This window comes from Collimonas sp. (genome assembly GCF_035566375.1).
Taxonomy (GTDB): Bacteria; Pseudomonadota; Gammaproteobacteria; order Burkholderiales; family Burkholderiaceae_D; genus Collimonas.
On the sequence record NZ_DATMRK010000035.1, the window covers coordinates 89,803 to 113,926 of the forward strand.

22 protein-coding genes are annotated in these 24,124 nt (G+C 59.7%); 10 read left to right on the forward strand and 12 right to left on the reverse strand.

Annotation, left to right across the window (positions count from 1 at the left end; all coding sequences use genetic code 11):
* Positions 1-5 precede the first annotated feature (5 nt).
* Positions 6-929, forward strand: coding sequence for a LysR family transcriptional regulator (locus VNZ60_RS11045; protein ID WP_325659047.1), 924 nt, complete (start codon positions 6-8; stop codon positions 927-929).
* On the opposite strand, the gene VNZ60_RS11050 is transcribed toward VNZ60_RS11045, so the two are convergent.
* The 7 genes from VNZ60_RS11050 to VNZ60_RS11080 all read right to left on the reverse strand — a co-directional run bounded on the left by VNZ60_RS11050 (position 908) and on the right by VNZ60_RS11080 (position 8,269).
* The gene (locus tag VNZ60_RS11050; RefSeq protein ID WP_325659049.1) at positions 908-2,008 is read right to left on the reverse strand and encodes an alkene reductase; all 1,101 of its coding nucleotides are present in this window, start codon (positions 2,006-2,008) and stop codon (positions 908-910) included. The genes VNZ60_RS11045 and VNZ60_RS11050 overlap by 22 nt on opposite strands.
* A 53-nt stretch (positions 2,009-2,061) precedes the next feature.
* The gene (locus VNZ60_RS11055; RefSeq protein ID WP_325659051.1) at positions 2,062-2,622 is read right to left on the reverse strand and encodes an ester cyclase; all 561 of its coding nucleotides are present in this window, start codon (positions 2,620-2,622) and stop codon (positions 2,062-2,064) included.
* A 137-nt stretch (positions 2,623-2,759) separates the two neighbouring features.
* The gene (locus tag VNZ60_RS11060; protein WP_325659053.1) at positions 2,760-3,521 is read right to left on the reverse strand and encodes an IclR family transcriptional regulator; all 762 of its coding nucleotides are present in this window, start codon (positions 3,519-3,521) and stop codon (positions 2,760-2,762) included.
* A 16-nt stretch (positions 3,522-3,537) separates the two neighbouring features.
* Positions 3,538-4,419, reverse strand: coding sequence for an N-formylglutamate amidohydrolase (locus tag VNZ60_RS11065; RefSeq protein ID WP_325659055.1), 882 nt, complete (start codon positions 4,417-4,419; stop codon positions 3,538-3,540).
* A gap of 33 nt (positions 4,420-4,452) precedes the next feature.
* On the reverse strand, positions 4,453-5,892 hold the full coding sequence (locus tag VNZ60_RS11070) for a YfcC family protein (RefSeq protein WP_325659057.1): 1,440 nt from the start codon (positions 5,890-5,892) through the stop codon (positions 4,453-4,455).
* 108 nt (positions 5,893-6,000) lie between these two features.
* Positions 6,001-7,212 (reverse strand): porin, encoded by a 1,212-nt coding sequence (locus VNZ60_RS11075; protein ID WP_325659059.1) that lies wholly within the window; start codon positions 7,210-7,212, stop codon positions 6,001-6,003.
* 442 nt (positions 7,213-7,654) lie between these two features.
* A complete protein-coding gene (locus VNZ60_RS11080) occupies positions 7,655-8,269 on the reverse strand; it encodes a TetR/AcrR family transcriptional regulator (RefSeq protein WP_325659061.1) in 615 nt (204 codons plus the stop codon).
* A 617-nt stretch (positions 8,270-8,886) separates the two neighbouring features.
* On the opposite strand from VNZ60_RS11080, the gene VNZ60_RS11085 reads away from it, so the two are divergent.
* Positions 8,887-9,294: a DUF4148 domain-containing protein gene (locus VNZ60_RS11085; RefSeq protein ID WP_325659063.1), complete on the forward strand. Its 408-nt coding sequence runs from the start codon at positions 8,887-8,889 to the stop codon at positions 9,292-9,294.
* A 122-nt stretch (positions 9,295-9,416) separates the two neighbouring features.
* On the opposite strand, the gene VNZ60_RS11090 is transcribed toward VNZ60_RS11085, so the two are convergent.
* A complete protein-coding gene (locus VNZ60_RS11090; protein ID WP_325659065.1) occupies positions 9,417-10,859 on the reverse strand; it encodes an aminotransferase-like domain-containing protein in 1,443 nt (480 codons plus the stop codon).
* Positions 10,860-11,015: 156 nt separating this feature from the next.
* Between VNZ60_RS11090 and aptA the strand changes: the two genes are divergently transcribed.
* Together aptA and VNZ60_RS11100 are read left to right on the forward strand one after the other, a co-directional pair.
* Positions 11,016-12,344, forward strand: coding sequence for an omega-aminotransferase AptA (gene aptA, locus VNZ60_RS11095; protein ID WP_325659067.1), 1,329 nt, complete (start codon positions 11,016-11,018; stop codon positions 12,342-12,344).
* Between the two features lie 25 nt (positions 12,345-12,369).
* Positions 12,370-13,878, forward strand: coding sequence for a CoA-acylating methylmalonate-semialdehyde dehydrogenase (locus tag VNZ60_RS11100; protein ID WP_325659069.1), 1,509 nt, complete (start codon positions 12,370-12,372; stop codon positions 13,876-13,878).
* Positions 13,879-13,943: 65 nt separating this feature from the next.
* Here VNZ60_RS11100 and VNZ60_RS11105 read toward each other — a convergent pair whose 3' ends face one another.
* Positions 13,944-14,747: an IclR family transcriptional regulator gene (locus VNZ60_RS11105; RefSeq protein WP_325659071.1), complete on the reverse strand. Its 804-nt coding sequence runs from the start codon at positions 14,745-14,747 to the stop codon at positions 13,944-13,946.
* A gap of 172 nt (positions 14,748-14,919) precedes the next feature.
* Between VNZ60_RS11105 and VNZ60_RS11110 the strand changes: the two genes are divergently transcribed.
* The 4 genes from VNZ60_RS11110 (at position 14,920) to VNZ60_RS11125 (ending at position 18,474) form a co-directional block, all read left to right on the forward strand.
* Positions 14,920-15,681: an ABC transporter substrate-binding protein gene (locus VNZ60_RS11110; protein ID WP_325659073.1), complete on the forward strand. Its 762-nt coding sequence runs from the start codon at positions 14,920-14,922 to the stop codon at positions 15,679-15,681.
* Positions 15,682-15,761: 80 nt separating this feature from the next.
* On the forward strand, positions 15,762-16,418 hold the full coding sequence (locus tag VNZ60_RS11115; protein ID WP_325659075.1) for an amino acid ABC transporter permease: 657 nt from the start codon (positions 15,762-15,764) through the stop codon (positions 16,416-16,418).
* Positions 16,415-17,164 carry an amino acid ABC transporter ATP-binding protein gene (locus VNZ60_RS11120; protein ID WP_325659078.1) on the forward strand — a complete coding sequence of 250 codons (750 nt, stop codon included), beginning with the start codon at positions 16,415-16,417 and terminating at the stop codon, positions 17,162-17,164. Before VNZ60_RS11115 ends, VNZ60_RS11120 begins: the two co-directional genes overlap by 4 nt.
* A gap of 14 nt (positions 17,165-17,178) precedes the next feature.
* Positions 17,179-18,474 (forward strand): NAD(P)/FAD-dependent oxidoreductase, encoded by a 1,296-nt coding sequence (locus tag VNZ60_RS11125; RefSeq protein WP_325659079.1) that lies wholly within the window; start codon positions 17,179-17,181, stop codon positions 18,472-18,474.
* A gap of 313 nt (positions 18,475-18,787) precedes the next feature.
* Here VNZ60_RS11125 and cysS read toward each other — a convergent pair whose 3' ends face one another.
* Complete coding sequence (cysS, locus tag VNZ60_RS11130; protein WP_325659081.1) at positions 18,788-20,167, reverse strand: cysteine--tRNA ligase; 1,380 nt, start codon at positions 20,165-20,167, stop codon at positions 18,788-18,790.
* A gap of 261 nt (positions 20,168-20,428) precedes the next feature.
* On the opposite strand from cysS, the gene VNZ60_RS11135 reads away from it, so the two are divergent.
* The gene (locus VNZ60_RS11135; RefSeq protein ID WP_325659083.1) at positions 20,429-21,409 is read left to right on the forward strand and encodes an aldo/keto reductase; all 981 of its coding nucleotides are present in this window, start codon (positions 20,429-20,431) and stop codon (positions 21,407-21,409) included.
* A gap of 10 nt (positions 21,410-21,419) precedes the next feature.
* Here VNZ60_RS11135 and VNZ60_RS11140 read toward each other — a convergent pair whose 3' ends face one another.
* Together VNZ60_RS11140 and VNZ60_RS11145 are read right to left on the reverse strand one after the other, a co-directional pair.
* The gene (locus tag VNZ60_RS11140; RefSeq protein ID WP_325659085.1) at positions 21,420-22,133 is read right to left on the reverse strand and encodes a right-handed parallel beta-helix repeat-containing protein; all 714 of its coding nucleotides are present in this window, start codon (positions 22,131-22,133) and stop codon (positions 21,420-21,422) included.
* A 33-nt stretch (positions 22,134-22,166) separates the two neighbouring features.
* Complete coding sequence (locus VNZ60_RS11145; RefSeq protein ID WP_325659087.1) at positions 22,167-22,562, reverse strand: DOPA 4,5-dioxygenase family protein; 396 nt, start codon at positions 22,560-22,562, stop codon at positions 22,167-22,169.
* A 265-nt stretch (positions 22,563-22,827) separates the two neighbouring features.
* Here VNZ60_RS11145 and VNZ60_RS11150 point away from each other — a divergent pair, with 265 nt between their 5' ends.
* On the forward strand, positions 22,828-24,057 hold the full coding sequence (locus tag VNZ60_RS11150; RefSeq protein ID WP_325659088.1) for an AI-2E family transporter: 1,230 nt from the start codon (positions 22,828-22,830) through the stop codon (positions 24,055-24,057).
* Positions 24,058-24,124 lie beyond the last annotated feature (67 nt).

A 24,124-nucleotide genomic window follows, 5' to 3' on the forward strand; every position in this document is an offset into this window, starting at 1 on the left:
ACGCCATGGACCGACTAAGTGTGATGCGATTGTTTATCGATGCCTCGACGCTAGGCAGTTTTTCTGCGGCGGGGCGCAAGCATGGCTTGTCGCCGGCGGCTTCCAGCGCCGCCATCCAGCGCCTGGAAACGACGCTGAAGGTCAAGCTGTTCGAGCGCACCACGCGCCGCTTGCGGCTGACCGAGGAAGGCCAACTCTATAAACAATACAGCCAGCAAGCGCTGGAGCTGATGGACCAGGCCGAGCAGATGCTGCAAGCGGGCAAGAGCCTGGTGCAGGGCACGGTGCGGATTTCAGCACCGTCCGATCTGGGGCGCAATCTCTTGCTCACCTGCCTCGATGAGTTCCGCCGACAGTATCCGCAAGTGCAGTTCGCCTTGTCGCTGACCGATTCCACCGCCAACCTGGTGCAAGACGATATCGATCTGGCGATCCGTTACGGCGTGCCGCCGGACAGCGGCATGGTGGCGCGGCCGCTGCTGCCGAACCGGCGCGTGGTGTGCGTTGCGCCGGAATGCGCGGCGCGGGTTGGCCTGCCGCAAACGCCGGATCAGCTGGCTGCCTTGCCGACGCTGGTGCTGCTCAACGCCGCCGGGCCGATGAACGAGTGGCGCTACCAGATCGGCGGCAAGCTGAAATCGGTACGGGTAAGCCACTATCAGCAAAGCAACGACGGCGAAATCATCCGCAAATGGGCCTTGCTCGGCTATGGTTACGCCTACAAATCCCTGCTCGATGTGAGCGCAGACTTGCAGACCGGCAGGCTGGTGACGGTACTGGACGAGTTTTTCACAGAAAGCGCGCCGCTCAATGTGCTGTATCACCGCAGCAGCTTTCAGCCGCCACGGGTCAAGCTGCTGATCGATTTTTTGCAGGAGCGTTTTGCGGCAAGCGCGGCCAGCATGCGTCAGATCGACAACGCCGGATAGTCGGTATAACCGCTGTGGTCGCCGCCGAACAGGGTGGCGCCGTCGAGTCCGGCCAGCGGCAGGTTCTCGGCCAGCCGCCGTGGCAGGTCAGGATTGCCGACAAACGGCCGCCCAAACGCCACCAGATCGGCCAAACCCTGTTCCAGGATCTGCGCTGCGCGGCTGCTGTCATAACGGCCGGCGACAATCAGGCTACCGTTGAACACAGCCCGCAAATCGTGACGGAAATGATCTGGAATGGTCGGTGCATCGTCCCAATCGGCTTCCGACAAATGAATGTAGGCGATACCGATGCGGTCCAGGCCGGCGGCGGCGTGCAGGATGGCCGGCACGATTTCCGGATCGGCCATGTCCTTGAAGGTGATGTAGGGCGCGAGCCGCACGCCGACGCGCTGCGCACCGATTTCTTCGGCCACGGCGGCAGTCAGTTCCATTAAAAAGCGGGTGCGGTTTTCAATCGGGCCGCCGTATTGATCGGTGCGCTGGTTCGATACCGTGCGCAGGAACTGGTCGACCAGATAGCCGTTGCCGCCGTGGATTTCAACGCCGTCGAAACCGGCGGCGATGGCGTTCGCTGCGCCTTGCCGGAAATCGGCGATCACATCCTGGATTTCAGCGACGGAGAGCGCGCGCGGCATCGTGCAATCGACCATGCGGCCAACGCCGTCCTCGCCGACGATCCAGACCTGGGTATCGCGCGGCTGGATTGCCGAGGGCGCGACCGGCGCTGCGCCGCCCTGGAATACCGGGTGCGAGACACGGCCGACATGCCACAGTTGCAGGAACATCTTGCCACCAGCGGCATGCACCGCGTCGGTCACCAGCCGCCATCCGGCAATCTGCGCCGCGTCGTAGATGCCGGACGTGAAGGAATAACCCTGGCCCTGGCGCGAGATCTGGGTTGCTTCGCTGACGATCAGGCCGGCGCTGGCGCGCTGTGCGTAATATTCGGCCATCATGGCGTTCGGTATATCGCCCGGCTGCGAGCTGCGGGCGCGGGACATGGGCGCCATCACGACGCGGTTGGACAGTTGCAGATTACCCAGTTGTACCGGGTCGAACAGAGTAGTGGTAGACATGATTAGATTCCTAAATAGTGTGTCGAATGATCGGGTCAAGGCTGTATCAGTGCTTAGGGCTGTATTACGCCGAGTTGCTGCATCAAGCTGAGGTTGTCTTCCAGGTGCCAGTTATCGGCAATGCGGCCATCGGCCACGCGGTACAGGTCGAAGGCGCGGAAGTCGATGGCCTGGCCGTTGCCTTTGAGTTTGCCGAACTGGCCAGTGAAGTGGCCGCGGAAGTGCAGGTGTAAAGCGATGCGATCGCCGGCGACCACCATGTCGTCGATCTCCATGCTCAGATCAGGCACGGCGGCGCGGAAACCTTGCGACGCCTGCAACGGACCAGCCACGCCTTGAGGACGGCCAGCCGGCAAGGTGCGATCCATGAAGGCGACAGACAGTGCTTGCCGCGCATATTGTTCATCGCCTGTGTTCCAGAAAGCTGCATAACGGCGTGCCGCCAGGATCAGCGGTGCGGCGTCAGCAGGGTTGCCGGTGAGCGCCAGGTGACGCGGTTCGGGCAGATTGCGGTCGTCGGCCCGGGCTGCTGTGCTGTAGACGACCAGGCTCAGCAGCGATGTTGTTGCGACGGCGGCTAGCAAGCGCCGGGTGGGGATAAGTGCAGAAGCCATAAAAATCCTCGTGGTTGATTGAACGGTGTACCAATGGAGGCATTGTCCGTTCCAGCGAGGATTTTGATAATTAGGCGTGATATTGAATCATTTGCTTGTTTTTGTTGAAGATGATCAAGCGGGCAAAACCTGGCGGATTAGCGATAGGCATAACCCAAACCGAGCGACAGATCGCCCGCACGCTGCACCACCAGGTCGATCAAACCTTGCAGATTATCGGCCGTGATGCGGCTGGCCGGGCCGGCGATGCCCAGGGCCGCGATCACGGCGCCGTCGGCATCCATGATCGGCGCCGCAATTGCCACCGCGCCGCTCGATCTTTCGCCGTAAGAAACGCTGTAGCCTTGTTGCAGCACTTGTTGCAACTCCTGTTCCAGCAGTTTGCGGTCGACGATCGTATTGTCGGTAATCGGCGCCAGGGGATTGGCGAGTATGGCTTGCTGCACTTGCGGCGGCGCATAGGCCAGCAGCACCTTGCCGGAAGCGCCGGCATACAGCGGCCGCCGATTGCCGACATCGGTGTGGACCCGCACCGCCTGGGTCGATTCCCAGCGCGCCACGCACACCGTTTCCAAGCCATCGCGCACCCGCACCTGGACGTTTTCGTTGCAGATGCCGCCGATATCGCGCAAATGGCTGCGCGCCACCCGCACCAGGCTTACCTGTTCTTGCGCGGCGACGCCCAGGTACAGCGCTTTGTAACCCAGGTGATAGGTGGGCGTATCGCCTTCGCGATGCAGCAGGCCGCGTTGTTCCAGCGTGTATAGCAGGCGAAAGGTGCGCGCCTTGGTATTGCCGGACATGACTGACAATTCGGTGACGCCATGCCCCGGGCTTTGTGCGACCAGCAGGAGCAGCGCCAATGCTTCATCTACTGCGGCAACGGTGTAATCGGCCATGCTGTGCGGATTCTCTCTAATCTGGTTTGTCGACGAATTTGCCGACTAATTTTCCGACAATATACCTCGACATACTCTCTACCAGTAAGGTCAAGTTGTTCTGCAAGGTTACAAAGCCGGCGCTGCGCTGCAGGCTTTGTTCATCCATGTACAGGGCGCGGTTGATTTCGATCTGGATGCTGTTGCGGCCATGCTGCGGATCGCTGTAGGCGCGCACCAGTTCAGCGCCGCGATACGGATCGTTGATCTTGACCAGATAGCCTTGCGCCTGCAACTGCTGCGCGACCCATAGCGTAAAAGCCGGATCGGCGGCGCTGCCGTTGCGGTCGCCCAGCACAAAATCAGGACGGCGTGCACCGTTGTCGATATTCATGGCGTTGCCGACCGATTTCATCGAATGGCAATCGATATGCCAGACCTGGCCGCAGCGGGCATGCGCTGCGCTGATCAGCTGCTGCAATTGCGCGTGGTAGGGATCGTAGTAGCGATCGATGCGCTGCAGCACCTCGGCGATGCTCAGCTTGCGCTCGTACATTGGCACACCGGGCAGGGCGTAGCGCCGGATCAGGCCCATGCCGGCCTGGCTTTTTTCCGACACCTGGATGACTTCGGGCCAGGGCTGCTCCAGCAGCTCCGGATCGATATCGCTGCGGGCGCGGTTGAAATCGATATAGCTGCGGTGTACGCGCGCCGCCAGCAGACTCGCGCCAAATTGCGTCGCGCCGCTCCACAACTCATCGACATAGGCGTCCCAGCCGGACATCAGTGCGGCTTCTGGCGCCGTGGTTTGCATGTCGGGCGGGCAAACACGGCTGCTGTGCGGTGAATCGAATATCAGCGGGATGAACTTGTCGTCATCGGCTGCCGGTGTGATGAGGGAATACGCGTCTTGCATCATGGTGATCCTTGAAACTTGGGTGACGATGGCCGGTCAGTAGCCGCTATAGACAGCAAACGCCATGACGAGCATCGCCAATATCGTAAGAATGGCGAACAACGGAAGAATGAAACGCAGCCAGGTTCCGTAACCAACCTTGCCGGTTGCCAGGTAGGCTAGCAACATGCCGGAAGTCGGCGTGATCATGTTGGTCAGGCCGTTGCCGAATAAAAAAGCCAGCACCACGCTTTGGCCGCTAACGCCGGACAGATGGCCGATCGGGCCGAGGATAGGCATGCTGATGGCGGCTTTGCCGGAGGTCGACGGAATCAGCACGTCGAGCAGCATCTGCACCAGGATCATGCCTTCTGCGGCAAAGATCTTGCTGCGTCCTTCGACGATGGAGGCCAGGTGGTAGATCACGGTGTCCAGCACCAGGCTGTCGTGCAGGACGATTTCGATGGCTTTCGCCAGGCCAATCAGCAAACCGGCCAGCATCATGCCTTTCATGCCTTCGACAAAGGCGTCGCAAGCGGTGCGCACTGACATGCCGGCGACCACGGCGATGATGATGCCTTCGAAAATATAGAAGGCGCCGAGCTGGATATCGCCCCATTTCCAGGCGCTAGTGCCGATCACCAGCACCACCACGCTGGCGCCGACCACCATCAGCACGCAACGATGCGCGAGCGAGAGACGGTTGTCCTGGTTCAGTTCGGCCGGCATGCTGTAACCGCTGCGTTTTACGTACAGCAGCAGATAGGCAATGCCGATCGCCAGGAACAAGACAAACACGAACAGCCGCAAGCCGGCGCCGCTCAGCAAAGGCACTTGCACTATCGGCTGCGCGATCACCAGCGCCAGCGGATTGGTGACCGAGGCCAGATAGCCGATTTTTGCGGCGATCGCCACCAGCGCGGTGGCGTACAGCGGCCCCAGGCCGAGGCGCTGCGCCAGGATCAACATCATGGGAATGAGCACCAGGTATTCCGAGATCAGGCCGAGGAAGGTGCTGCCGGCGGCAATCGCCAGCATCAGCAGCGGCGTCAGCAGATAGACATTGCCGCCGCTGCGCACCAGCAGGCGGTCAATGCCGGCGTCCAGTGCGCCGCTCTTGCGCAGCACGCCGAACATGCCGCCGATGAACATGACCATGAATATCAGCGGCGCACTTTTGGCGAGACCGGCCGGAATCGCGGCCATGGCGGAAAACAGGCTGGCGGGGTAGGCGCGTTCAGGGCTATCGACTGGCGTGCCGGCTTCCGGGCTGGCGGCTGGGGTGGCGGCAAGCAGGCCGCTCAGGTCGCGCTCTTTGGCGATCAGCTGGTAAGTGCCGGGGATGACCAGTTTGGCGTGGCGCTGGAACTGGCCCGAATCGAGCAGGTAGGTCAGGCCGATGGCGACCAGCATGATCAGTAGCATCATGGCGACCGGATGCAGCATCCGGCTTTTGCCGTGTGCATCTTGTTTTTCGCTGTCCGTGCTGCTCGTCATGCCGATCTCCGTCTACCGCGTTACAGAATATGCTGCTTTTTTGATATTAGGGCCGGAACTGCTGAATGCCGTTCCGGCCCATATTGCGCACATCGGCGCTACGCCATCTTAAAACTTGTGGCGCAGACCGACCGTAAACGCGGTTTGCGCGTTGGCAGCGCCGGGTGCGCCGCCGGTGATGCCGGGGTTGTACATGTCGGCGGCGCGCAGATTAGCCACGTAGCTATACAGATCGGTGCGTTTCGAAAACGCATAATCCAGCCCCAGATTAACTTGCGTCAAGCGACCCTTGGTGTTGCTGCCGACGAAGTTATAGCGCGATTGCAGCACGCTGCCGACCAGGCGCAGGCTGTCGGAAATGCTGTAATTGACGCCCAGATCGAAGACATTGGTGCTGTTGTTGTTGGAGCCGCCGGCGGTAAACGGCGACAAGCCGGCAGTACCCGAAAACTTGCTGACCAGCGGCGCCGTGCTTCCGCCGTTTGTCGCCAATGGCTGCAACACCTTGGACCAGGCGCCGAAGAAACGCCACGGGCCGGCCTTATAACTCGATCCCAGCATCCAGGTCTTGATGCAGGTGTCGCCGGGATGACCGAAGCTTGGAGTGCAACCGGCGCCTAGGCTGGCGCCCTGGTCGCTGGAAGTATTGACACCGCCGGCCAGGGTGCCGAGTTCGGATTGCCAGTAGCCGAAGCCGATACCGAACGGGCCGTTTGCATAATTTGCGCCCAGGCCTAGCGACTGGCCGGTCGATGTCGATCCTGCGGTTTCGCCGAAACCATAAGTTGCGTTCAGCACCAGGCCCTTGAACAGGGGTGTGTCATAACGGATCTGGTTGTTGGCGCGATTGCCGCCGACGCGGTCCAGATTGTTATCGTGGATGCCGTTGATGAACACACCGAAATCGTAGACGCTGGAGTAATAGGTTGCCACTTCATCGATGAAGTCTTTGCGGCGTCCCAGCTGCACGGTACCGAAATCGCCGGATAAGCCGACTACTGAAGTACGGCCGAAGGTCAGGCCGCCCTGGCCGGAGGCGCCAGTATCGACGGAGAATCCGCCCTCCAGATTGAACAGGGCTTTCATGCCGCCGCCCAGATCCTCGGTTCCCTTGAAGCCGAAACGCGATTGCTGCAAATCGCCGGAATCGACGCTGAAACGGCTACCAGTGCCGCGCGCATTGGCGGGGCCAGGTGTGGCGATTTTGTTGACGTAGGCGACGCCAGAATCCAGCAGACCGTAGACGGTCACATTGGTTTGCGCGTGCGCGGCGTAGGTGCAAGTACCCAGTACTGACATTACAACGATGGTCTTCCTCATGCTTTACTCCTCCCGGTTGAAAAAAATTCAATGGCGGCTTCGGCTGTACGGTTCTTGTTTTCCCTGGCTTGCTGAAAATCATTGACCGGTCCTGGTCGCTCTAGTGTTTTATCTAATAAAACAATGTATTGATATATGAAACAATGTTAGGGGCGATATTTTTCCATGTCAATCGGAATTGCTGAAAGAATGCGCTGGCTCTATGAGGATTTGTTGTGCTCAGCGAGCGCAGGACAGCGCGTCACAACGCTAGGAACTTGCGGCGTTGTCGAAAGAAGAAGAGAAAACCGGAGCCCATGCCGGGGATTGGGAGTCAGGCTGAGAGTCGGGCTGAGAAGCAGGCGGAGAAGCAGGCAGCGCGCGGAAAAACGAGGAAGGAATTGAGGAACTGCCGCCGCCCATGGCTGTTTCCATGAGCAGCGTCCTGAAGATCAGGAGAGAGTCAGGGCACTACGGCGGCGGCCTGCGCCTGTTGCGGTTTGCTGCTTTCCGACGTCACGGCGGAGCGCAATGCTGCCGAGGCTGCATCGAGCCGGCAAGGCTTGCCAAACAAGCGCGCCGAAATCAAGCCGCTTTGCAGGGCGCCGAGGATGGTCATTGCGTATACCGCCGGCGGCGTGGGCAACTTCACGCCTTTCTCGGCAACCGCGCGTTCCAGCCGCTGCGTGATCCAGCTTTCGTGCATGCAGAAGAAGGTCTGTATCGCGGCCAGCACATTTTGCGGCAGGCTGGCGGCTTCGGCGGCCAGCATGCCGCACAGGCAGACGCGGCCGGTGCCGAGATTCTTGCGCCACAACGCCAGGTATTGCTCGACCTGCTCTTTGATCGGCCCGTTCGGATCCATGCCGCGCATGATGTCGCCGATGCTGGTGGCATAAGCTTGCACCGCAGCCAGCGCCAGATCTTCCTTGGTAGGAAAGTAATAGTGAATGCTGGAGGTTTTGACGCCGACCAGCTCGGCCAGGTCGCGATAACTGAAGCCGTTGTAACCGCGCGATCCCAGCAGGACCAGCGTGTGCTCAAGCAATTGTTCACGTACGGGGGAAACGGCTTTCATGATTTTTACCTATAGAGAGATAGCGGTGCACGACACCAAAACACGGTGAACGACTACAAGCGGCTATGAGCATACGGTTAGCGCCACCATGCTACGTCTTTTATCCGCCAGCCGGGAATATTCTGACGGCCGCGGCGTGGAATGCAAATCACAAAGACGCTACGCTCATATGTTATCTACTGAAAGGTAGACAATCAAGAGGTTTTTACCTGTTTTTGCCTTGTGCAGGCCTTGTGTCTCACTTCTGGTAATGATTTATTGTTATAAGCAAATACTATTTGACTACCTAGTAGTAGATAACTATAGTGATCTCACAGTAGTTGCAGACACGTTGTTTCAGGCATTAACTGACCCAGATTAAGTTTTTTGAGCAGCAACTGGATCGAGCAACGTGCCCGGACTGCGGGTGATGAGATAGTGGATTGGAAGGCGTCAAATAGGAAAGACGCTTTTTATTTCCCGACTTTGTCTATCTAGTGATAGATGCAAATTAATCTTTCGCCAGCAGCCAGGACGGTGCAGCAAGGATCCCGCACCGTCGGTACATGCGCTTGTGTAACCACTGTTGACCGCCGTATTTGGCAATTTTTCATTCACTTAAAAAGAAAGAACTCATCATGAAAACCCAACTGATCGCCGCATTGGCACTGGCCGCAATTGTTTCCGCCCCTACATTCGCCGCCGACAACGTCACTCCGCTCACCCGCGCTCAAGTCCAGGCTGAACTGGCAAGGGCACGCGCCGCAGGAGAACTCGATTTCGCCGGTTCGAACTACCCAGTGTTCGTACAAGCATCGACTGCACCGGTCAAAACCCGTGCTGAAGTGCAGGCAGAACTGGCAAAAGCACGCGCCGCCGGAGAACTCGATTTCGCCGGTTCGCAATATCCACAGTTCGTGCAAGCATCGACCGCAGCTGGCAAAACCCGTGCTGAAGTGCAGGCAGAACTAGCGCAAGCACGCAGCTCCGGCCAGATCGACTTCGCCGGCTCGCAATATCCGCTTGAAGCCAATACAGGGAACTGATCGCCTGTAACCTGTGCCTGCCAACCGGCGGGGATCAGGGTCTGCTGCAAATGACAAAACCCGCGCCTCATGAGGAGTGCGCGGGTTTTTTGTTGGTCAACTTAGTCAACCTGGCCGGTTGCTCAGGAACTTGCCACCAGTTTCTTGAAAAAATCGGACAGCTTCGGCAAGTCGGAGAAGGCAACATTAAAACGAAACCAGGCATGCTCGGGCTGCGACACGTGAAAAAACTCGCCCGGCGCCAGCCAGATGCCTTGTTCCAGCGCCTGATCGCCGATTTCCTTGGCGCTTAGCGTGGCGTGCGGCATTCTTGCCCAATAAAACATGCCGCCGCGCGGCGACCCGAACGGCAGCAAACCCACATCTTCCAGCCTGGCGCTGACCTGGGCTTGCGCCGTCAGCAAGGTGCTGGCCAGGCGTTCGACATGCCGCCGGTGATGGCCTTCGGTCAGGGCGTTGTACACCAGGCGTTCGGTGATTTCGGAATTGGTCAGGGTCAATACCATCTTGGTGCGCGCAAATTCCTTGGCCAGATCACTTTGGCAAACGATGAAACCCAGCCGCAGCGAGGGCGCGATGGTTTTGGAAAAGCCGCTGACATAGATCACGCGCCGCAAGCCGTCCAGCGCGGCCAGCATCGGATCGGTGGCTTGCGCCAGCTCGCGATACAAATCGTCTTCCACCACCCAGAAGCCGTGCCGCTCAGCCGCTTGCAATACGCGCATGGCGCAGGCCGGGGTGTAGGTGGTGCCGGTCGGATTCTGCAGCACCGGATTGGTAAAGAAAATCTTCGGCCGATGCAGCAACGCCAGCTCTTCCAGCCGCTCCAGATCGACCCCGCTCACGGTGCGCGGCACGCCAACCACATGAATGTTGGCCAATCGCAGCATGGCGATCAAATTGCAGTAACCGGGCTCCTCGATGAACACCGTATCGCCAGGCTTGACCAGAGTCCGCATGATCAGATCCAGCGCCTGCGTCACGCCGTGGGTGGTGAGCACCTGATCCGGGCTGATATCAAGCGACCAGTTGGCGAACGATTTGGCGATGGTTTGCCGCAGCGGGCCGTAGCCGAACGGGTGGCCATAACCGACCTGCTGGGCGCCGGGCGAGCGGATGATGCGCCGTTCCGCCGCATGCAAACCCTCGCCGTCCAGCATGCTGGACGGCAGCCAGCCGCAACCGGCCTTGATCGGCACCCGTTCATCGGCAAACACTTCGGAAAACAGCCAGGCCGCATCGATCACCGGATTGAGCTGAAGATTGGGTCGAATCGCCGGCATGCCGCTGCTCTCCGCCAGCTCGCGCTTGGCGATGAAGAAGCCCGAGCCGCGCCGCGCCAGCAGCAGGCCGTTGGCCACCAACCGCTCATAAGCCTCGACAATGGTCGAATTGCTAACCTCTTGCTGCAACGCGAACTGGCGGATCGACGGCAGCCGCTCGCCCGGCCGCAGCTTGCCGGTTTCGATCATCCGGCTCAAGCCGGCAACCACCTGCTCGACCAGGCCCAGCGCCGATTGCGGCTGCAACAGCGAAGGAAAGCGCGAAACTTGGGATTCAGTCATGCTGCCCTCAGGTGTATTCAGTACAGTTTGCCATTCGCAACAATACACTTTCCATGATTTGTGCAAAGTGTATCTAACAATCTGGATTGTAACTGCAATAATCGGCACTGTGACTAACCCTGCGTTACCTCCCCCTAACCTACGCTCAAGCCCACTATGAACACAATGCAATCGGATCAAGACCTGTCGGCATTCTGGATGCCATTCACCGCCAACCGGCAGTTCAAGGAGGCGCCGCGCATGTTTGTCTCGGCCAAGGGCATGTATTACCAGACCGACGACGGCCGCCAGGTACTCGACGCCACCGCCGGTTTGTGGTGCGTCAACGCCGGCCACTGCCGCGATGAGATCACCGCAGCGGTAACGCGGCAGATCGGCAGCATGGATTACGCGCCCTCGTTCCAGATGGGCCATCCGCTGGCGTTCGAGGCGGCACGCAAAGTGGCGGGATTAATGCCGGCCGGGCTGGATCGGATTTTCTTCACCAATTCCGGTTCGGAAGCGGTCGACAGCGCACTCAAGATTGCACTGGCCTACCACCGCGCTCGCGGCGAGGGTCAGCGCACCCGTTTCATTGGCCGCGAACGCGGTTATCACGGCGTCGGTTTCGGCGGCATTTCGGTCGGCGGCATCTTGAATAACCGCAAGGCTTTTTCGGGCAACCTGTTGCCCGGCGTCGATCATCTGCAGCACACCCTGAATATCGCTGAAGCCGGCTTCAGCCACGGCCAGCCGGCCTGGGGCGCACACCTGGCGGATGAACTGGAACGCTTGGTGACGCTGCACGACGCTTCGACCATCGCCGCTGTCATCGTCGAACCGCTGGCCGGCTCCACCGGCGTGCTGATCCCGCCGGTGGGTTATCTGGAACGCTTGCGCGAACTGTGCAGCAAGCATGGCATCCTGCTGATTTTCGATGAAGTGATTACCGGTTTCGGCCGCCTCGGGGCGCCGACCGCCAGCGCCTATTTCGGCGTCACGCCGGACCTGATCACGCTCGCTAAAGGCATCAACAACGCCGCGATCCCGATGGGCGCGGTAGCCGCCAAACGCGAGATCCACGATACGGTGCTGCAAGCAGCTGCCGCCGGCGCGATCGAACTGATGCACGGTTACACCTATTCCGCGCATCCGGTGGCCGCCGCCGCCGCCATTGCTGCCATCGATCTGTACCAGAGCGAAGGTCTGTTCGAGCGGGCGCGCGCATTGTCGCCGCTGTTCGAGAAAGCCGCACACGGCGTGGCCGGCGCGCCGCACGTCAAGGATATCCGCAACCTCGGGCTGGTGGCCGGGATCGAACTGGAGCCGCGGCCACAGGCCCCGGGTGCGCGTGCTTACGAAGTATTCAAAAAATGCTACGAAAAGGGCGTGATGGTGCGCTACACCGGCGACATCCTGGCCTTCTCGCCGCCGCTGATCGTGCAGCCGGAAGAAATCGAACGCATGTTCAGTACAGTGCGCGAAGCACTCAACGACACCAAATAATCAGAGACAGAATCAGAGATAGATCATGACCATTGCTAAAATTTCTCAAATCAATCATTTCATTTCAGGCACAGCGGTGAGCGGCCGCTCCGAGCGTTATTCTGACGTCTACAATCCGGCCACTGGCGAAGTCGTGGCCCAGGTTGCACTGGCGTCCGCGCAAGAAGTGGATAAGGCGGTAGCCAGTGCCCGGGCAGCATTTCCGGCCTGGGCCGAGACCTCGCCGCTGCGCCGCGCGCGCGTCATGTTCAAGTTCAAGGAATTGCTGGAACAGAATCACGACAAGCTGGCGGCCCTGATCACGCGTGAGCATGGCAAGGTGTTTTCCGACGCCAAGGGCGAAGTAGTGCGCGGCATCGAAGTGGTGGAGTTTGCCTGCGGCATTCCGCATCTGTTGAAGACCAGCCATACCGACAATATCGGCGGCGGCATCGATAACTGGAATCTGCGCCAGCCGCTGGGCGTGGTGGCCGGCATCACGCCGTTCAACTTCCCGGTGATGGTACCGATGTGGATGTTCCCGGTGGCGGTCGCCTGCGGCAATTGCTTCATTTTGAAACCGTCGGAACGCGACCCTTCCGCCAGCCTGCTGATCGCCGATCTGCTCAAGCAAGCCGGCTTGCCGGACGGCGTATTCAATGTGGTCCAGGGCGACAAGACGGCAGTCGACGCCTTGCTGGCACATCCCGATGTGCAGGCGCTGTCGTTTGTCGGTTCGACCCCGATTGCGGAATATATCTATACCGAAGGCGCGCGCCGCGGCAAACGCGTGCAGGCGCTGGGCGGCGCCAAGAACCATCTGGTGGTGATGCCGGATGCGGATCTGGAACAAGCGGTAGACGCCTTGATCGGCGCCGCCTACGGTTCTGCCGGCGAGCGCTGCATGGCGATTTCGGTGGCGGTGGCGGTGGGTGATGTCGCTGATCGCCTGGTGGCGCAACTGGCTGAGCGCGCCGCTGCGCTGAAGATCGGCAATGGCGACGATGCGGCGTCGGAAATGGGGCCGCTGGTCACCGGCGTCCACAAGGCCAAGGTAGAGGCTTACATCGCCAAGGGTGTCGAAGAGGGCGCCAAGCTGCTGGTCGATGGCCGCGGCTTGCGCGTTGCCGGACACGAAAAAGGCTTCTTCGTCGGCGGCACCTTGTTCGACCACGTGACGCCGGAAATGACGATTTATAAAGAGGAGATTTTCGGCCCGGTGCTGGCGGTGGTGCGGGTGCCGGACCTGGCCAGCGCGGTAGAACTCATCAACGCCCATGAGTTCGGCAACGGCGTTTCCTGTTTCACCAGCGACGGCGGTGTGGCGCGTGCTTTTGCGCGGCAGATCCAGGTCGGCATGGTGGGCATCAATGTGCCGATCCCGGTGCCAATGGCCTGGCATTCCTTCGGCGGCTGGAAGCGCTCGCTGTTCGGCGATCATCATGCCTACGGCGAAGAGGGAATCCGCTTCTATACCCGCTACAAGAGCATCATGCAGCGCTGGCCGGACAGCATCGCCAAGGGCGCTGAATTCACCATGCCTACCGCGAAGTAAGTCCGCTGGCCGTCATCACTCTCTGCGCCATGCAGAGGGTGATGACGGCGCCAGATCACCTCAGTTCAAGTCAGCGTCCGGATCGAATTGCTGATCGAACGCGCACACTCCAGCACCAGCGGCCCGATTTTCCTTTCCGCTTCCGCCAACGTCCAGCGACTGGTCGGCGTCACTACGTGAACCGCAGCGACTGCCGTGCCTTGATTACTGATGACGGGCGCGGCAATCGTCATGTCGCCCAGGAATAATTCTTCATTGTTGCAGGCATAGCCTTTTTCGCGCGCGCTCGCCAACAGCGCCATGATGTCGTCGATGTCGGTGCGGGTATGCGGCGTGCGCGCAGTCAGCTGGCTGGCCTGCAGCAGGGCGCGCGCGTCTGCGGCCGCCAGCGTGCTCAGGTAGGCGCGGCCGGAACCGGTGCAATACATCGGGATGCGGCTGCCGATCGGCATGTGGATCGGGATGAACTGGTGGCCGACGAAGCGCGCCACATACACCATCTGGCTTTCATACGGCTCGGTCATGTTGGTGGTTTCGCCGGTGGTGTTGGCCAGCTCCGCCAGGAATGGATTGGCGACATCGACCAAGGTATCCGCCTCCAGATAGTTATAGCCGATCTCCATGACTTTCGGCGTCAGCTGGTAACGGCGGGTGGTCGGATGTTTCTTTACATAGCCCAGCGCCTCCAGCGTGTAGATCATGCGCTGGGCGGAACTCTTGGTGATCGAGGTAGCATCGGCGACGTCGGCCAGGGTCATGCTGCGACGGCGAGCGTCGAAAGCGCGCAACACCGCCAGGCCTTTTTCCAGCGATTGGTTAAACAAGGCGTCGGCCACTTCCGGCTGTGAATCGGCATTCTTGTCATTCATGGTTTTCTCTCACTCTGCACGATGATTTATCATACCATAATATCGAATATCGATACGTAAATATCTATTGACGATAACTGTAAATTGAATATACTTAATCGAACGGCGATTTTTGATGTCAACTGCAGAGCATGCCAGCCACTCACCTGGCTGCCACACAGAGGGGAATTAAATGAAACAGCTGATCCAACGTCTTACCAAGGTCACCGTCCTGGTGGTTGCCGCAAGCGCCGCCTCGATTTGCCTGGCGCAAACCGCGTTGACCGTGGGCGCAACTTCCACCGGCGTGCCATTTACCTTCCTCGACATCAAGACCAACAAGCTGCAGGGCATGATGGTCGACACCGTGACCGCCGTCGGCAAAAATGCCGGCTTCAGCGTCAACCTCCAGCAAACCCCGTTCGCGGCATTGATCCCGTCTCTGACATCCAACAAGATCGACATCATCGCCGCCGCCATGCTGAAGACCGCGGCGCGCGCCCAGATCGTCGATTTCAGCGATCCGGTGTATTCGTACGGCGAGGGTTTGTTTGTCAACGCCGAGGACAAGCGCAGCTACAAGACGCTGGACGATTTGAAAGGTGAAATCGTCGGCGCCCAGGTCGGCACGATTTTCATCGACGCTCTCAACAAGAAAGGCGGCTTCAAGGAAGTACGCGTCTACGATTCTGTCACCGACATGATGCGCGACGTCGCACTGGGCCGCATCAAGGCCGGTTTTGGCGACCGGCCGATTGTTGCTTACCAGCTGGCGCAAGGCGCCAATCCGCAGGTGCGCCTGGTTAAGGAATACCAGCCGACACTGGTGGGCGACGTTTGCCTGGTAGTACGCAAGGGCGACCATCAATTGCTGGAGCGCCTCAACAAGGCAATCGCCGCCGCCAAGGCCGATGGCACGCTGGCCAAGATCGTCCAGCAGTGGAACCTGAATTAAGCGCAAGTGCGATGCGCCCGGCCGCAGCAATAGCGTAGCCGGGCAGTGCTGTCGTTTCCTTCCTGATTGAGAAGCACATCATGCTGATCCAGAACGTCATGGATTTCCTGCCTATCCTGCTGCGCGGTGCGGTAGTCACGGTGGAAGTCACCTTTTATTCGCTGATCCTGAGCACCGTCATGGGCCTGATCCTGGCGCTGATGAAAGTATCGCAGCTGGGCCCGCTGTCCTGGTGCGCGGCCAGCGTGATCAACATCATCCGCGGCCTGCCGATCATCGTCCAGCTGTTCTATATTTACTTCGTGCTGCCGGAACTGGGCATACAACTGACAGCGTTCCAGGCCGGCGTGATCGGCCTCGGCATCGCCTATTCGGTATACCAGGCGGAAAATTTCCGCGCCGGCATCGAAGCGGTCGATCCCGGCCAGATCGAAGCGGCGCAATCGATCGGCATGCGGATGCCGATGATCATGCGGCGCGTGGTATTGCCGCAGGCTTTCCGCATCGCGCTGCCGCCTTATGGCAACACGCTGGTGATGATGCTCAAGGATTCTTCGCTGGTATCCACCATCACGGTGCTGGAAATGACGCGCGCCGGTCAGATGATCGCCTCATCCACTTTTCAGAACATGACTGTGTACACCATGGTGGCGCTGATGTATCTGTTGTTGAGCTTGCCGCTGGTGCTGCTGACGCGGCGCCTGGAAGCACGCTTTGGCCAGGGGAAACGGAAATGATTGAAGTCAGGCAAATCCATAAATGTTTCGGTCAGCATGAAGTGCTGAAAGGCGTCTCGCTGGAGGTCGCCGCCGGCGAGGTGGTGTGCCTGATCGGGCCGTCCGGCTCCGGCAAATCGACCGTCCTGCGCTGCATCAACGGCCTCGAAACCTATGAGGGCGGTGAGATCCTGATCGAAGGCGAACGGGTCGACAGTAAATCGGCCACCATCCATCAGTTGCGCACCCACGTCGGCATGGTGTTCCAGCGTTTCAACCTGTTCCCGCATCGCACCGTACTGGAAAATGTCATGGAAGGCCCGATCTACGTCAACCGGATCGCGCCGGCCACGGCCAGACAAGAAGCTATGGCGCTGCTGGCCAAAGTCGGCCTGGAGCAACGCGCCGACGCTTATCCCAACCAGCTGTCAGGCGGCCAGCAGCAGCGGGTGGCGATCGCCCGCGCCTTGGCCGTGAAACCGAAAGCGATCCTGTTCGATGAGCCGACTTCAGCACTCGATCCGGAATTGGTGGGCGAGGTGCTGGCGGTCATGCGTACCTTGGCCAGCGACGGCATGACCATGATCGTGGTCACGCATGAGATGGGATTCGCGCGCGATGTCGCCGACCGCGTCTGCTTTTTGCATAGCGGCACCATCGTCGAAGAAGGCCCGGCGCGGCAGGTATTGAGCGCCCCGCAACATGCACGCACCAAGGATTTCCTGCGCCGCGTACTGGGCCAGCAAGCATCTGAGCAGCCGGCATAAATTCAAAGCATCGTATGAAAAACATCTCTGCAGGATTAGCGCTGCCGCCTTCGCTGTGGGCGGCTACAGCGGCAGCACCAGCGGCCACGCCAGCGCTGGCCGCATCGCGCAAGGCCGATGTGATCGTCATCGGCGGCGGCTATACCGGATTGTCGACCGCCTTGCACCTGGCCGAAGCGGGCGCCAGCGTGTGCCTGCTGGAAGCGTCCGAGCCGGGTTGGGGCGCCTCCGGCCGCAATGGCGGCCAGGTGATTCCAGGCTTGAAATACGATCCCGATCAGTTGAACGTGATGTTCGGCAGTAAAAAAGGCGAGCTGCTGATCGACACCATCGGCAAGGCTGCCGACACGGTATTTGACCTGATCGCAAAATACCGCATCGAGTGCGACGTCGTCCGCAACGGCTGGATCCAGCCGGCGCATTCCGAGCAAGTGCTGCGGGCGCTGGTGAAGCGCGCCGCGCAGTGGGCTGAACGCGGTGCACCGGTAGAGATGCTGGAGCGCAGCGAAGTGGCGCAGCGCATCGGCACGCCCGCTTACGTCGGCGGCTGGATCGACCGCCGCGCCGGCAGCATACAGCCGCTCAGTTATTGCCGCGGCCTGGTGCGCGCTGCGCAGGCGCATGGCGCCGCCATCCACGGCAATACTTTGGTCAGCGGCCTGCAGCGGCAAGACAGCCACTGGCAAGTCGACACCGCCGGCGGTCCGCGCGTGACTGCCGAACAGGTGGTGATCGCCACTAACGGTTACACCGGCGATTTGTGGCCGCGCCTGAAACAATCGGTGATCGCCGCCAACAGCTTCATCGTCGCCACCAAACCCTTGCCGGCAGAACTGGGGGACAGCATCCTGGCCGGCAGGCAAGTGGTGTCTGACTCGCGCCGGCTGCTGCTGTATTACCGGCGCGATGCGCAAGGACGCTTGCTGATGGGCGGCCGCGGCCCCTTCTCCGAGCCGCGCAGCGCCCAGGATTTCAGCCATCTGGAACGTTCGCTGGCGCTGTTGTTTCCGCAACTGGCGCAGGTCGGCTATGAATTCCGCTGGGCCGGCAGGGTGGCGATCACCCGCGATTTTCTGCCGCATGTGCATGAACCTGCCGCCGGCCTGACGATTGCGCTCGGCTACAACGGCCGCGGCATCGCCATGGCGTCGACCATGGGCCGTTGCCTGGCGCAACGTCTGCTAGGTTCCGGTACAACGGCATTCCCGTTCCCGATCGGCACTATCCAGCCGATTCCGTTTCATGGCTTGCAACGTTTTTATATTGCCGCCGGGGTTGCCTATTACAGCATCCTCGACAAGTTTTCCTGATGCAGCGCTAGTGCCTTGGTTGCTCCTTGTTGAGAGCTTCAAACGCCACGACAAGAGTCATGTGGGGTCAGAGTCAACTTTCGCAGAGCTTCATCGCGAAACTTGACTCTGACCCCACATGACGGATTCGGAGAAAGACAGGGCACACAACGCGGTTTTGTTCTTTTTAACGATGAGTCAGTACTCCGTGGCCCGCTAAGTGGGGTCAGAGTGAAGTTTCTGCAAAAAACGCGCAGAAAGTTCACTCTGACCCCAGTTAGCTGCTGACCCTAGTTAGCTGCGTTTGTTAAGCGCAACCGGGGAAGGGCGTTGCTTAGTTACTGTCCGGTTTAAGCAGCCAGCCGGAAGCGCTGTCCTCTACCAGGAATCCATGCGCCTTGATTTGCAGCCGCAAGCGATCGGCCTCTTGCCACTGGCGCATTTCGCGCGCGGCCTGGCGTTGTCTGGCTAGCGTCTCTACCTCTTCGGGAATCTCATGACTGGCCGGACGCCAGTTGTCCAGATCGAGTCCCAGCACTTGATCCATCGCGCGCAGTGTGGCTTTGCGCACGGCAGCATCGATCTCGCTGCGCACCAGTTCCCATACGACGGTCAATGCACGCGATGAGTTGAGGTCGTTATTGATTTCATCGCGAAAGCGATTTAAGAAAACATGGTCGATCTGCCGGCCCTCCGGCCAGCGATGATAAGTCTCCCGCAAGCGCTGCAAGCCTGTGGCTGCAGCTTGCAACCCGTCCCAGCTGAATTCCAGCTGGCTGCGATAGTGCGCCGCCAGGCATAGATAGCGATACGCCAGGGGATCGATGCCGCGCTCGATCAGCGATTTCAGGCGCAGGAAATCGCCGCCGGACTTGGACATTTTTTCGCTGCCGGTCTGCAGGAAATAACCATGCATCCAGAAATTCGCCAGGCGGGTGCCGTGGCAAGCCTGGGTCTGCGCGATCTCATTGCTGTGATGGACCGCGATATGATCTTCGCCGCCGCAATGGATATCAAACCAGCTGCCAAGATGCGCCGCCGACATCGCCGAGCACTCGATGTGCCAGCCGGGAAAGCCGCGCCCCCAGGGACTGTCCCATTCCATCTGGCGCCGCGAATCTGCGGGGCTGAATTTCCACAAGGCGAAATCGGTGTGGCTGCGCTTCTCGCCCAGGGCCACGCGTGCGCCTGCCTGCAGAGCGTCGCGATCGAGCCGGGCCAGGTAGCCATAATCGCTTTGGCGGCTGGTGTCGAAGTAGACGCCGTCCCGGGTGCGGTAGGTATATCCCTTTTCTTCCAGCGTCCGGATAAAGGTAATCTGCTCGGGAAGATATTCGGTGGCGCGGCACCAGACAGCTGGCTCCAGCAGATTCAGGGCGCGGAAATCGGCCATGAATGCAGCACTATAAAACGCCGCGATTTCCCAGGCGCTCTTGCCGCTGCGCCGGCTGCCTTTTTCCATCTTGTCTTCGCCCTCGTCGGCATCCGAGACCAGGTGGCCGACGTCGGTGATATTGACCACATGCTGCACCTGATAGTGGTTAAAGCTCAGCGTGCGCCGCAGCAGGTCTTCAAAAATGTAAGTACGCAAGTTGCCGATATGGGCGTAGTCGTAAACCGTCGGCCCGCAGCAATACAAACCCACGCGCCCAGGGGAAATACTTTCAAAACGCCGGACGCGACGCTCCCAGCTATCGTATAGATGAAGTTCCATACCGCTCTTTTTCAAAATTTTTTAACTATGCCAGCAAACAATCATCTGGCTTTGCACAGACCGGCGAGCAAGAAGAAATCAGGCGCGCAGCATTGACATCGTGCGGCAACAACATGAGCAGCGCGCGCAGACGTGGCAGAGAGAGGAGGTGGGGACTTTCGTAAGCATCGCTTATACTAACTCGCAGTACTTTTCGCGGTCAAGCCTCGATAGCAAGTCAGGCTGGCAACAACAAATCATCCTCACTTTCCGGAGCAATCTATGATGCAGCAACGCAAACTGGGATCAAGTGGTCTGAGCGTATCGGCAATCGGCCTGGGTTGCATGGGCATGAGCACCGCGTACGGCGCGGCCGACGAAGCCGAATCGGTCGCCACCTTGCAGCGGGCGCTGGCATTGGGTATCAACTTCTTCGACACGGCCGAGCAATACGGTCCCTACGAAAACGAGGCGTTGCTGGGGCGCGTCTTCAAGGGGCGGCGGCATGAAGTGGTGCTGGCCACCAAATTCGGTTTCAAGATAGAGAATGGCGTCACCACCGGCATCACCAGTGAGCTGGGCCATATACGGCGCGCGGTGGAAGGTTCGCTGCGCCGTCTCGGCACCGATTACATCGATTTGCTGTATCAGCACCGGGTCGATCCGGCAGTGCCGATTGAAGAGGTGGTCGGCGTCATGGCGGATCTGGTGCGTGAAGGCAAAGTGCGCTTTCTGGGCCTGTCCGAAGCGGGCGTCGCGAATATTCGCAAGGCGCACGCGGTACACCCGATCAGCGCTCTGCAAAGCGAATATTCGCTGTGGGAGCGCAATCTGGAAGCCGATATTTTGCCGACCCTGCGCGAACTCGGGATCGGCCTGGTGCCGTTCAGCCCGCTCGGCCGCGGTTTCCTGAGCGGTACCGCGCAACGGGCGGAAAGCTATCCCGCTTCCGATTTCCGCCACCTTGATCCGCGCCTGCAGGGCGACAACTTCGACGCCAATATGCGGGCGGCGCAGGTGGTCGGCGAGATTGCGGCGGCGAAGGGTGTCAGCAGCAGCCAGATCGCGCTGGCCTGGGTCTTGCAACAGGGCGACGACATCGTCCCGATTCCCGGCACCAAGCGCCGCGCTTACCTTGAACAAAATGTCGGCGCCACCGAGGTCACGCTGGATAGCAGCGAAACCGCGTTGCTGGAGAGCGCCTTGCAACAGGTGGCCGGCGAGCGTTATAGCAAGGAGCGCATGGCCTGGGTCGACCGCTAGTCACTGGATTTTACCGGCATGCCGCCGCATTGCATACATTGCGATCGGCGGCGAGCGGTTTCAAATTGGTTTGCGCGGCGTTGTTGTTATTGCCTTTGAACCGGTTATTGCTAAAGGTGGAGCTGCCATACGCGGCGAGTCCCAACATCTGATTGCCGCGCAGCACATTGCTGCGCACCTTGAGATCGACGCCGAAGATACCGTCGCCACCGTTGGCTTCTGCCACGCTGTTGCTGATCGAGCCGCCAAAAAACACCGCGCCGCCATGAGCGTTCCTGGCAAGTACTACCCGCTCCAGGCTGGCTGTATTGGTTTCCAGGTAGACACCGTAATTTCCCATGCCCTGGATGATGCCATTCTTGACCGCGATGCCGCTGTGACCAACCGCATGTACACCGTTGCCGGTACCGCTCGGCCAGCAAGGTGCAGGTAATTGCTGGCAGCGTGTCGGCCCCTGTATGGTGTGGCCGTTGAGATCGAGGGTAACGTTGTCAGCATTGATTTCGATCGCCGTGGTATTGGCGTCCGCTACTTTCAGATCGCCAGACAGGCGGTAATAGCCGGCCTGCTCGATGACCACCAGGAAACCCGGTTTATCGGCGCGGCCGGGATCAATCATGGTCGCTCGGCCGGCGGCTGCGCTGGCGCCCGGCGCCATTGGCGAGACGGCTAAGGAGACGGCTAAAACCATCATCAACAGTTGCTGCAAGCTGCGATTGTGCATGATAAACACCTGTCTTTCTGGATTGGCCTGGCTTCACTGCTCAGGGCTTGCGGCTTCGGCCTCGACCTCGGACTCGCGGGAAAATATCGATAGTTTCAATGGCCGTACCGCTCCCATCCAGATGGCATGGTCGCGATGATCCAGCAGGTCGTCGCCGGTCAGTGGATGGATGAACACCACCAGGCCCGCCCGATGCAAGGCCAGCCACGGAATCAGTTCGCCAAACACAGGGGTTTCGAAGGCCAGTTGGCAGCTCCAGTCCGGGTGCGGACCAACCGGCCGCTGATGAACCCGGCCCATGATCAGTGGAAACCGCTGCGCCGCCTCCTCGCACAAGGCTTGCGCCTGCGCCAGTGTGGCGGCGTCGAAATAGACGTGAGCGTGATAGCCGGTGATGCTCGGCACGGATGAATCTGTTATGCGGGTCATGCGGGAAACTCCAGGGAAATGGGTAAGGGGGATTGCGCAAGGATACGCTTGAAGCTGGCTGCTTTTGCTTGGTTAGAAATCAAGAATACCCCTTTTTCCATGGCCAGGGGAATCGTCTCGGAAAGCGCAAAACCCTGGCTTGTCTTTCTGACTATCGCTACGAAAAATAATACGGGCTCTGTGCGGTGACGCACTTAAATTTTGCATCGAGCTAGGTAATCTGGCCCTATCGATTTGCCTTAAGGGTTGCGCCAGCAAATATCCAATGAAACCACCAATCGCCCTAGTGGACGTCAGCACCAGTGATGCGCCAGAAATGCCAGAGACGCCGGCAACAAACGCAACAAACGCGGCCGAAGATACGGTAATGACCGGGCCGCTGGCGCCGCTGTCCGCCACCGGCTCAACTAACGTGCGCAACCTTTGCCTGCGAATACTTACCGTATTGGCATTGGTGTTTGCGCTGCGATGGGCGCAAAGTTTCCTGATCCCTCTGCTGTTCGGCGTCTTCATTGCCTACACCTTGAATCCCTTGGTGGCTTGGCTGGAGCAGATCCGCATCCCGCGCTTGATCGGCACTTGCGTCGTCATGACGACCTTGCTGCTTGGCTTGGGCCAGGCCGGCTATTCTTTGCGCGGTGAATTCCAATCGATTGTGGAACGCCTGCCGGCCGCCGCCCATCAGTTGTCGCGCGCCATGGTCAGCATACAAGCCAAGACCCAGGACGGGCAAGCCAGCACGATCCAGAAAATGCAGGCGGCGGCGAACGAAATCGAAACCGCCGCCGGCCAGGCAGCCGGCGGCCGGCCGGATCCTAAACGCCAGGCCAGTCCAGCGCCGCCGTCGTTTCGATTGAGCGAATGGCTATGGACCGGTTCGATGGGAGCGATGCTGTTCATCGGCCAGGCGGTGATGGTGATCTTCCTGGTATTTTTTCTCTTGCTGTCGGGCGATACGTTCAAACGCAAGCTGGTGAAACTGACTGGGCCGTCGCTCTCCAGCAAAAAGATAGCCGTCAATATCCTGTTCGACATCAATACCTCGATCCAGAATTACATGTTCATGCTGTTGGTGACGAATGCCTTGCTGGCGATACTGATGTGGGCGGCGTTTCGCTGGATCGGGCTGGAAAATGCCGGCGCCTGGGCTGTTGCGGGCGGCTTCTTGCATGTCATTCCATACTTCGGCCCCTTGCTGTTCGCCATCGCCACCGGCTTGACCGCATTCATGCAGTTTCAATCGTTCTCGATGATGTTGCTGGTAGCGGCCTCGACGCTGGCGATAGCGACCCTGGTCGGCACATTGGTGACTACCTGGATGATCGGCAGAATCGCCAAGATGAATGCGGCAGCGGTATTTATCGGGCTGCTTTTCTGGGGCTGGTTGTGGGGGATATGGGGCATGCTGCTGGGGATTCCGATTATCGTCATCGCCAAAGTCATCGCCAAACGTGTCGATGGCATGCATGCAGTTGCCGAGCTGCTGGGCGATTAAGCCATACGTTCAGCGGCGCTGGCAATAATACCGGCAATAAAAAAATACGGCGCCCTCGCGGACGCCG

Bases quoted from the DNA above. Each gene is read 5' to 3' on its own strand.
- VNZ60_RS11105 (WP_325659071.1), bottom strand. From the start codon at position 14,747: ATGAATGACAAGAATGCCGATTCACAGCCGGAAGTGGCCGACGCCTTG.
- VNZ60_RS11070 (WP_325659057.1), bottom strand. From the start codon at position 5,892: ATGACGAGCAGCACGGACAGCGAAAAACAAGATGCACACGGCAAAAGC.
- VNZ60_RS11050 (WP_325659049.1), bottom strand. From the start codon at position 2,008: ATGTCTACCACTACTCTGTTCGACCCGGTACAACTGGGTAATCTGCAA.
- VNZ60_RS11145 (WP_325659087.1), bottom strand. From the start codon at position 22,562: ATGACCCGCATAACAGATTCATCCGTGCCGAGCATCACCGGCTATCAC.
- VNZ60_RS11115 (WP_325659075.1), top strand. From the start codon at position 15,762: ATGCTGATCCAGAACGTCATGGATTTCCTGCCTATCCTGCTGCGCGGT.
- VNZ60_RS11120 (WP_325659078.1), top strand. From the start codon at position 16,415: ATGATTGAAGTCAGGCAAATCCATAAATGTTTCGGTCAGCATGAAGTG.
- VNZ60_RS11055 (WP_325659051.1), bottom strand. From the start codon at position 2,622: ATGGCTTCTGCACTTATCCCCACCCGGCGCTTGCTAGCCGCCGTCGCA.
- VNZ60_RS11110 (WP_325659073.1), top strand. From the start codon at position 14,920: ATGAAACAGCTGATCCAACGTCTTACCAAGGTCACCGTCCTGGTGGTT.
- VNZ60_RS11090 (WP_325659065.1), bottom strand. From the start codon at position 10,859: ATGACTGAATCCCAAGTTTCGCGCTTTCCTTCGCTGTTGCAGCCGCAA.
- VNZ60_RS11060 (WP_325659053.1), bottom strand. From the start codon at position 3,521: ATGGCCGATTACACCGTTGCCGCAGTAGATGAAGCATTGGCGCTGCTC.
- aptA (WP_325659067.1), top strand. From the start codon at position 11,016: ATGAACACAATGCAATCGGATCAAGACCTGTCGGCATTCTGGATGCCA.
- VNZ60_RS11075 (WP_325659059.1), bottom strand. From the start codon at position 7,212: ATGAGGAAGACCATCGTTGTAATGTCAGTACTGGGTACTTGCACCTAC.
- VNZ60_RS11100 (WP_325659069.1), top strand. From the start codon at position 12,370: ATGACCATTGCTAAAATTTCTCAAATCAATCATTTCATTTCAGGCACA.
- VNZ60_RS11150 (WP_325659088.1), top strand. From the start codon at position 22,828: ATGAAACCACCAATCGCCCTAGTGGACGTCAGCACCAGTGATGCGCCA.
- VNZ60_RS11125 (WP_325659079.1), top strand. From the start codon at position 17,179: ATGAAAAACATCTCTGCAGGATTAGCGCTGCCGCCTTCGCTGTGGGCG.
- cysS (WP_325659081.1), bottom strand. From the start codon at position 20,167: ATGGAACTTCATCTATACGATAGCTGGGAGCGTCGCGTCCGGCGTTTT.
- VNZ60_RS11045 (WP_325659047.1), top strand. From the start codon at position 6: ATGGACCGACTAAGTGTGATGCGATTGTTTATCGATGCCTCGACGCTA.
- VNZ60_RS11140 (WP_325659085.1), bottom strand. From the start codon at position 22,133: ATGCACAATCGCAGCTTGCAGCAACTGTTGATGATGGTTTTAGCCGTC.
- VNZ60_RS11080 (WP_325659061.1), bottom strand. From the start codon at position 8,269: ATGAAAGCCGTTTCCCCCGTACGTGAACAATTGCTTGAGCACACGCTG.
- VNZ60_RS11065 (WP_325659055.1), bottom strand. From the start codon at position 4,419: ATGATGCAAGACGCGTATTCCCTCATCACACCGGCAGCCGATGACGAC.
- VNZ60_RS11085 (WP_325659063.1), top strand. From the start codon at position 8,887: ATGAAAACCCAACTGATCGCCGCATTGGCACTGGCCGCAATTGTTTCC.
- VNZ60_RS11135 (WP_325659083.1), top strand. From the start codon at position 20,429: ATGATGCAGCAACGCAAACTGGGATCAAGTGGTCTGAGCGTATCGGCA.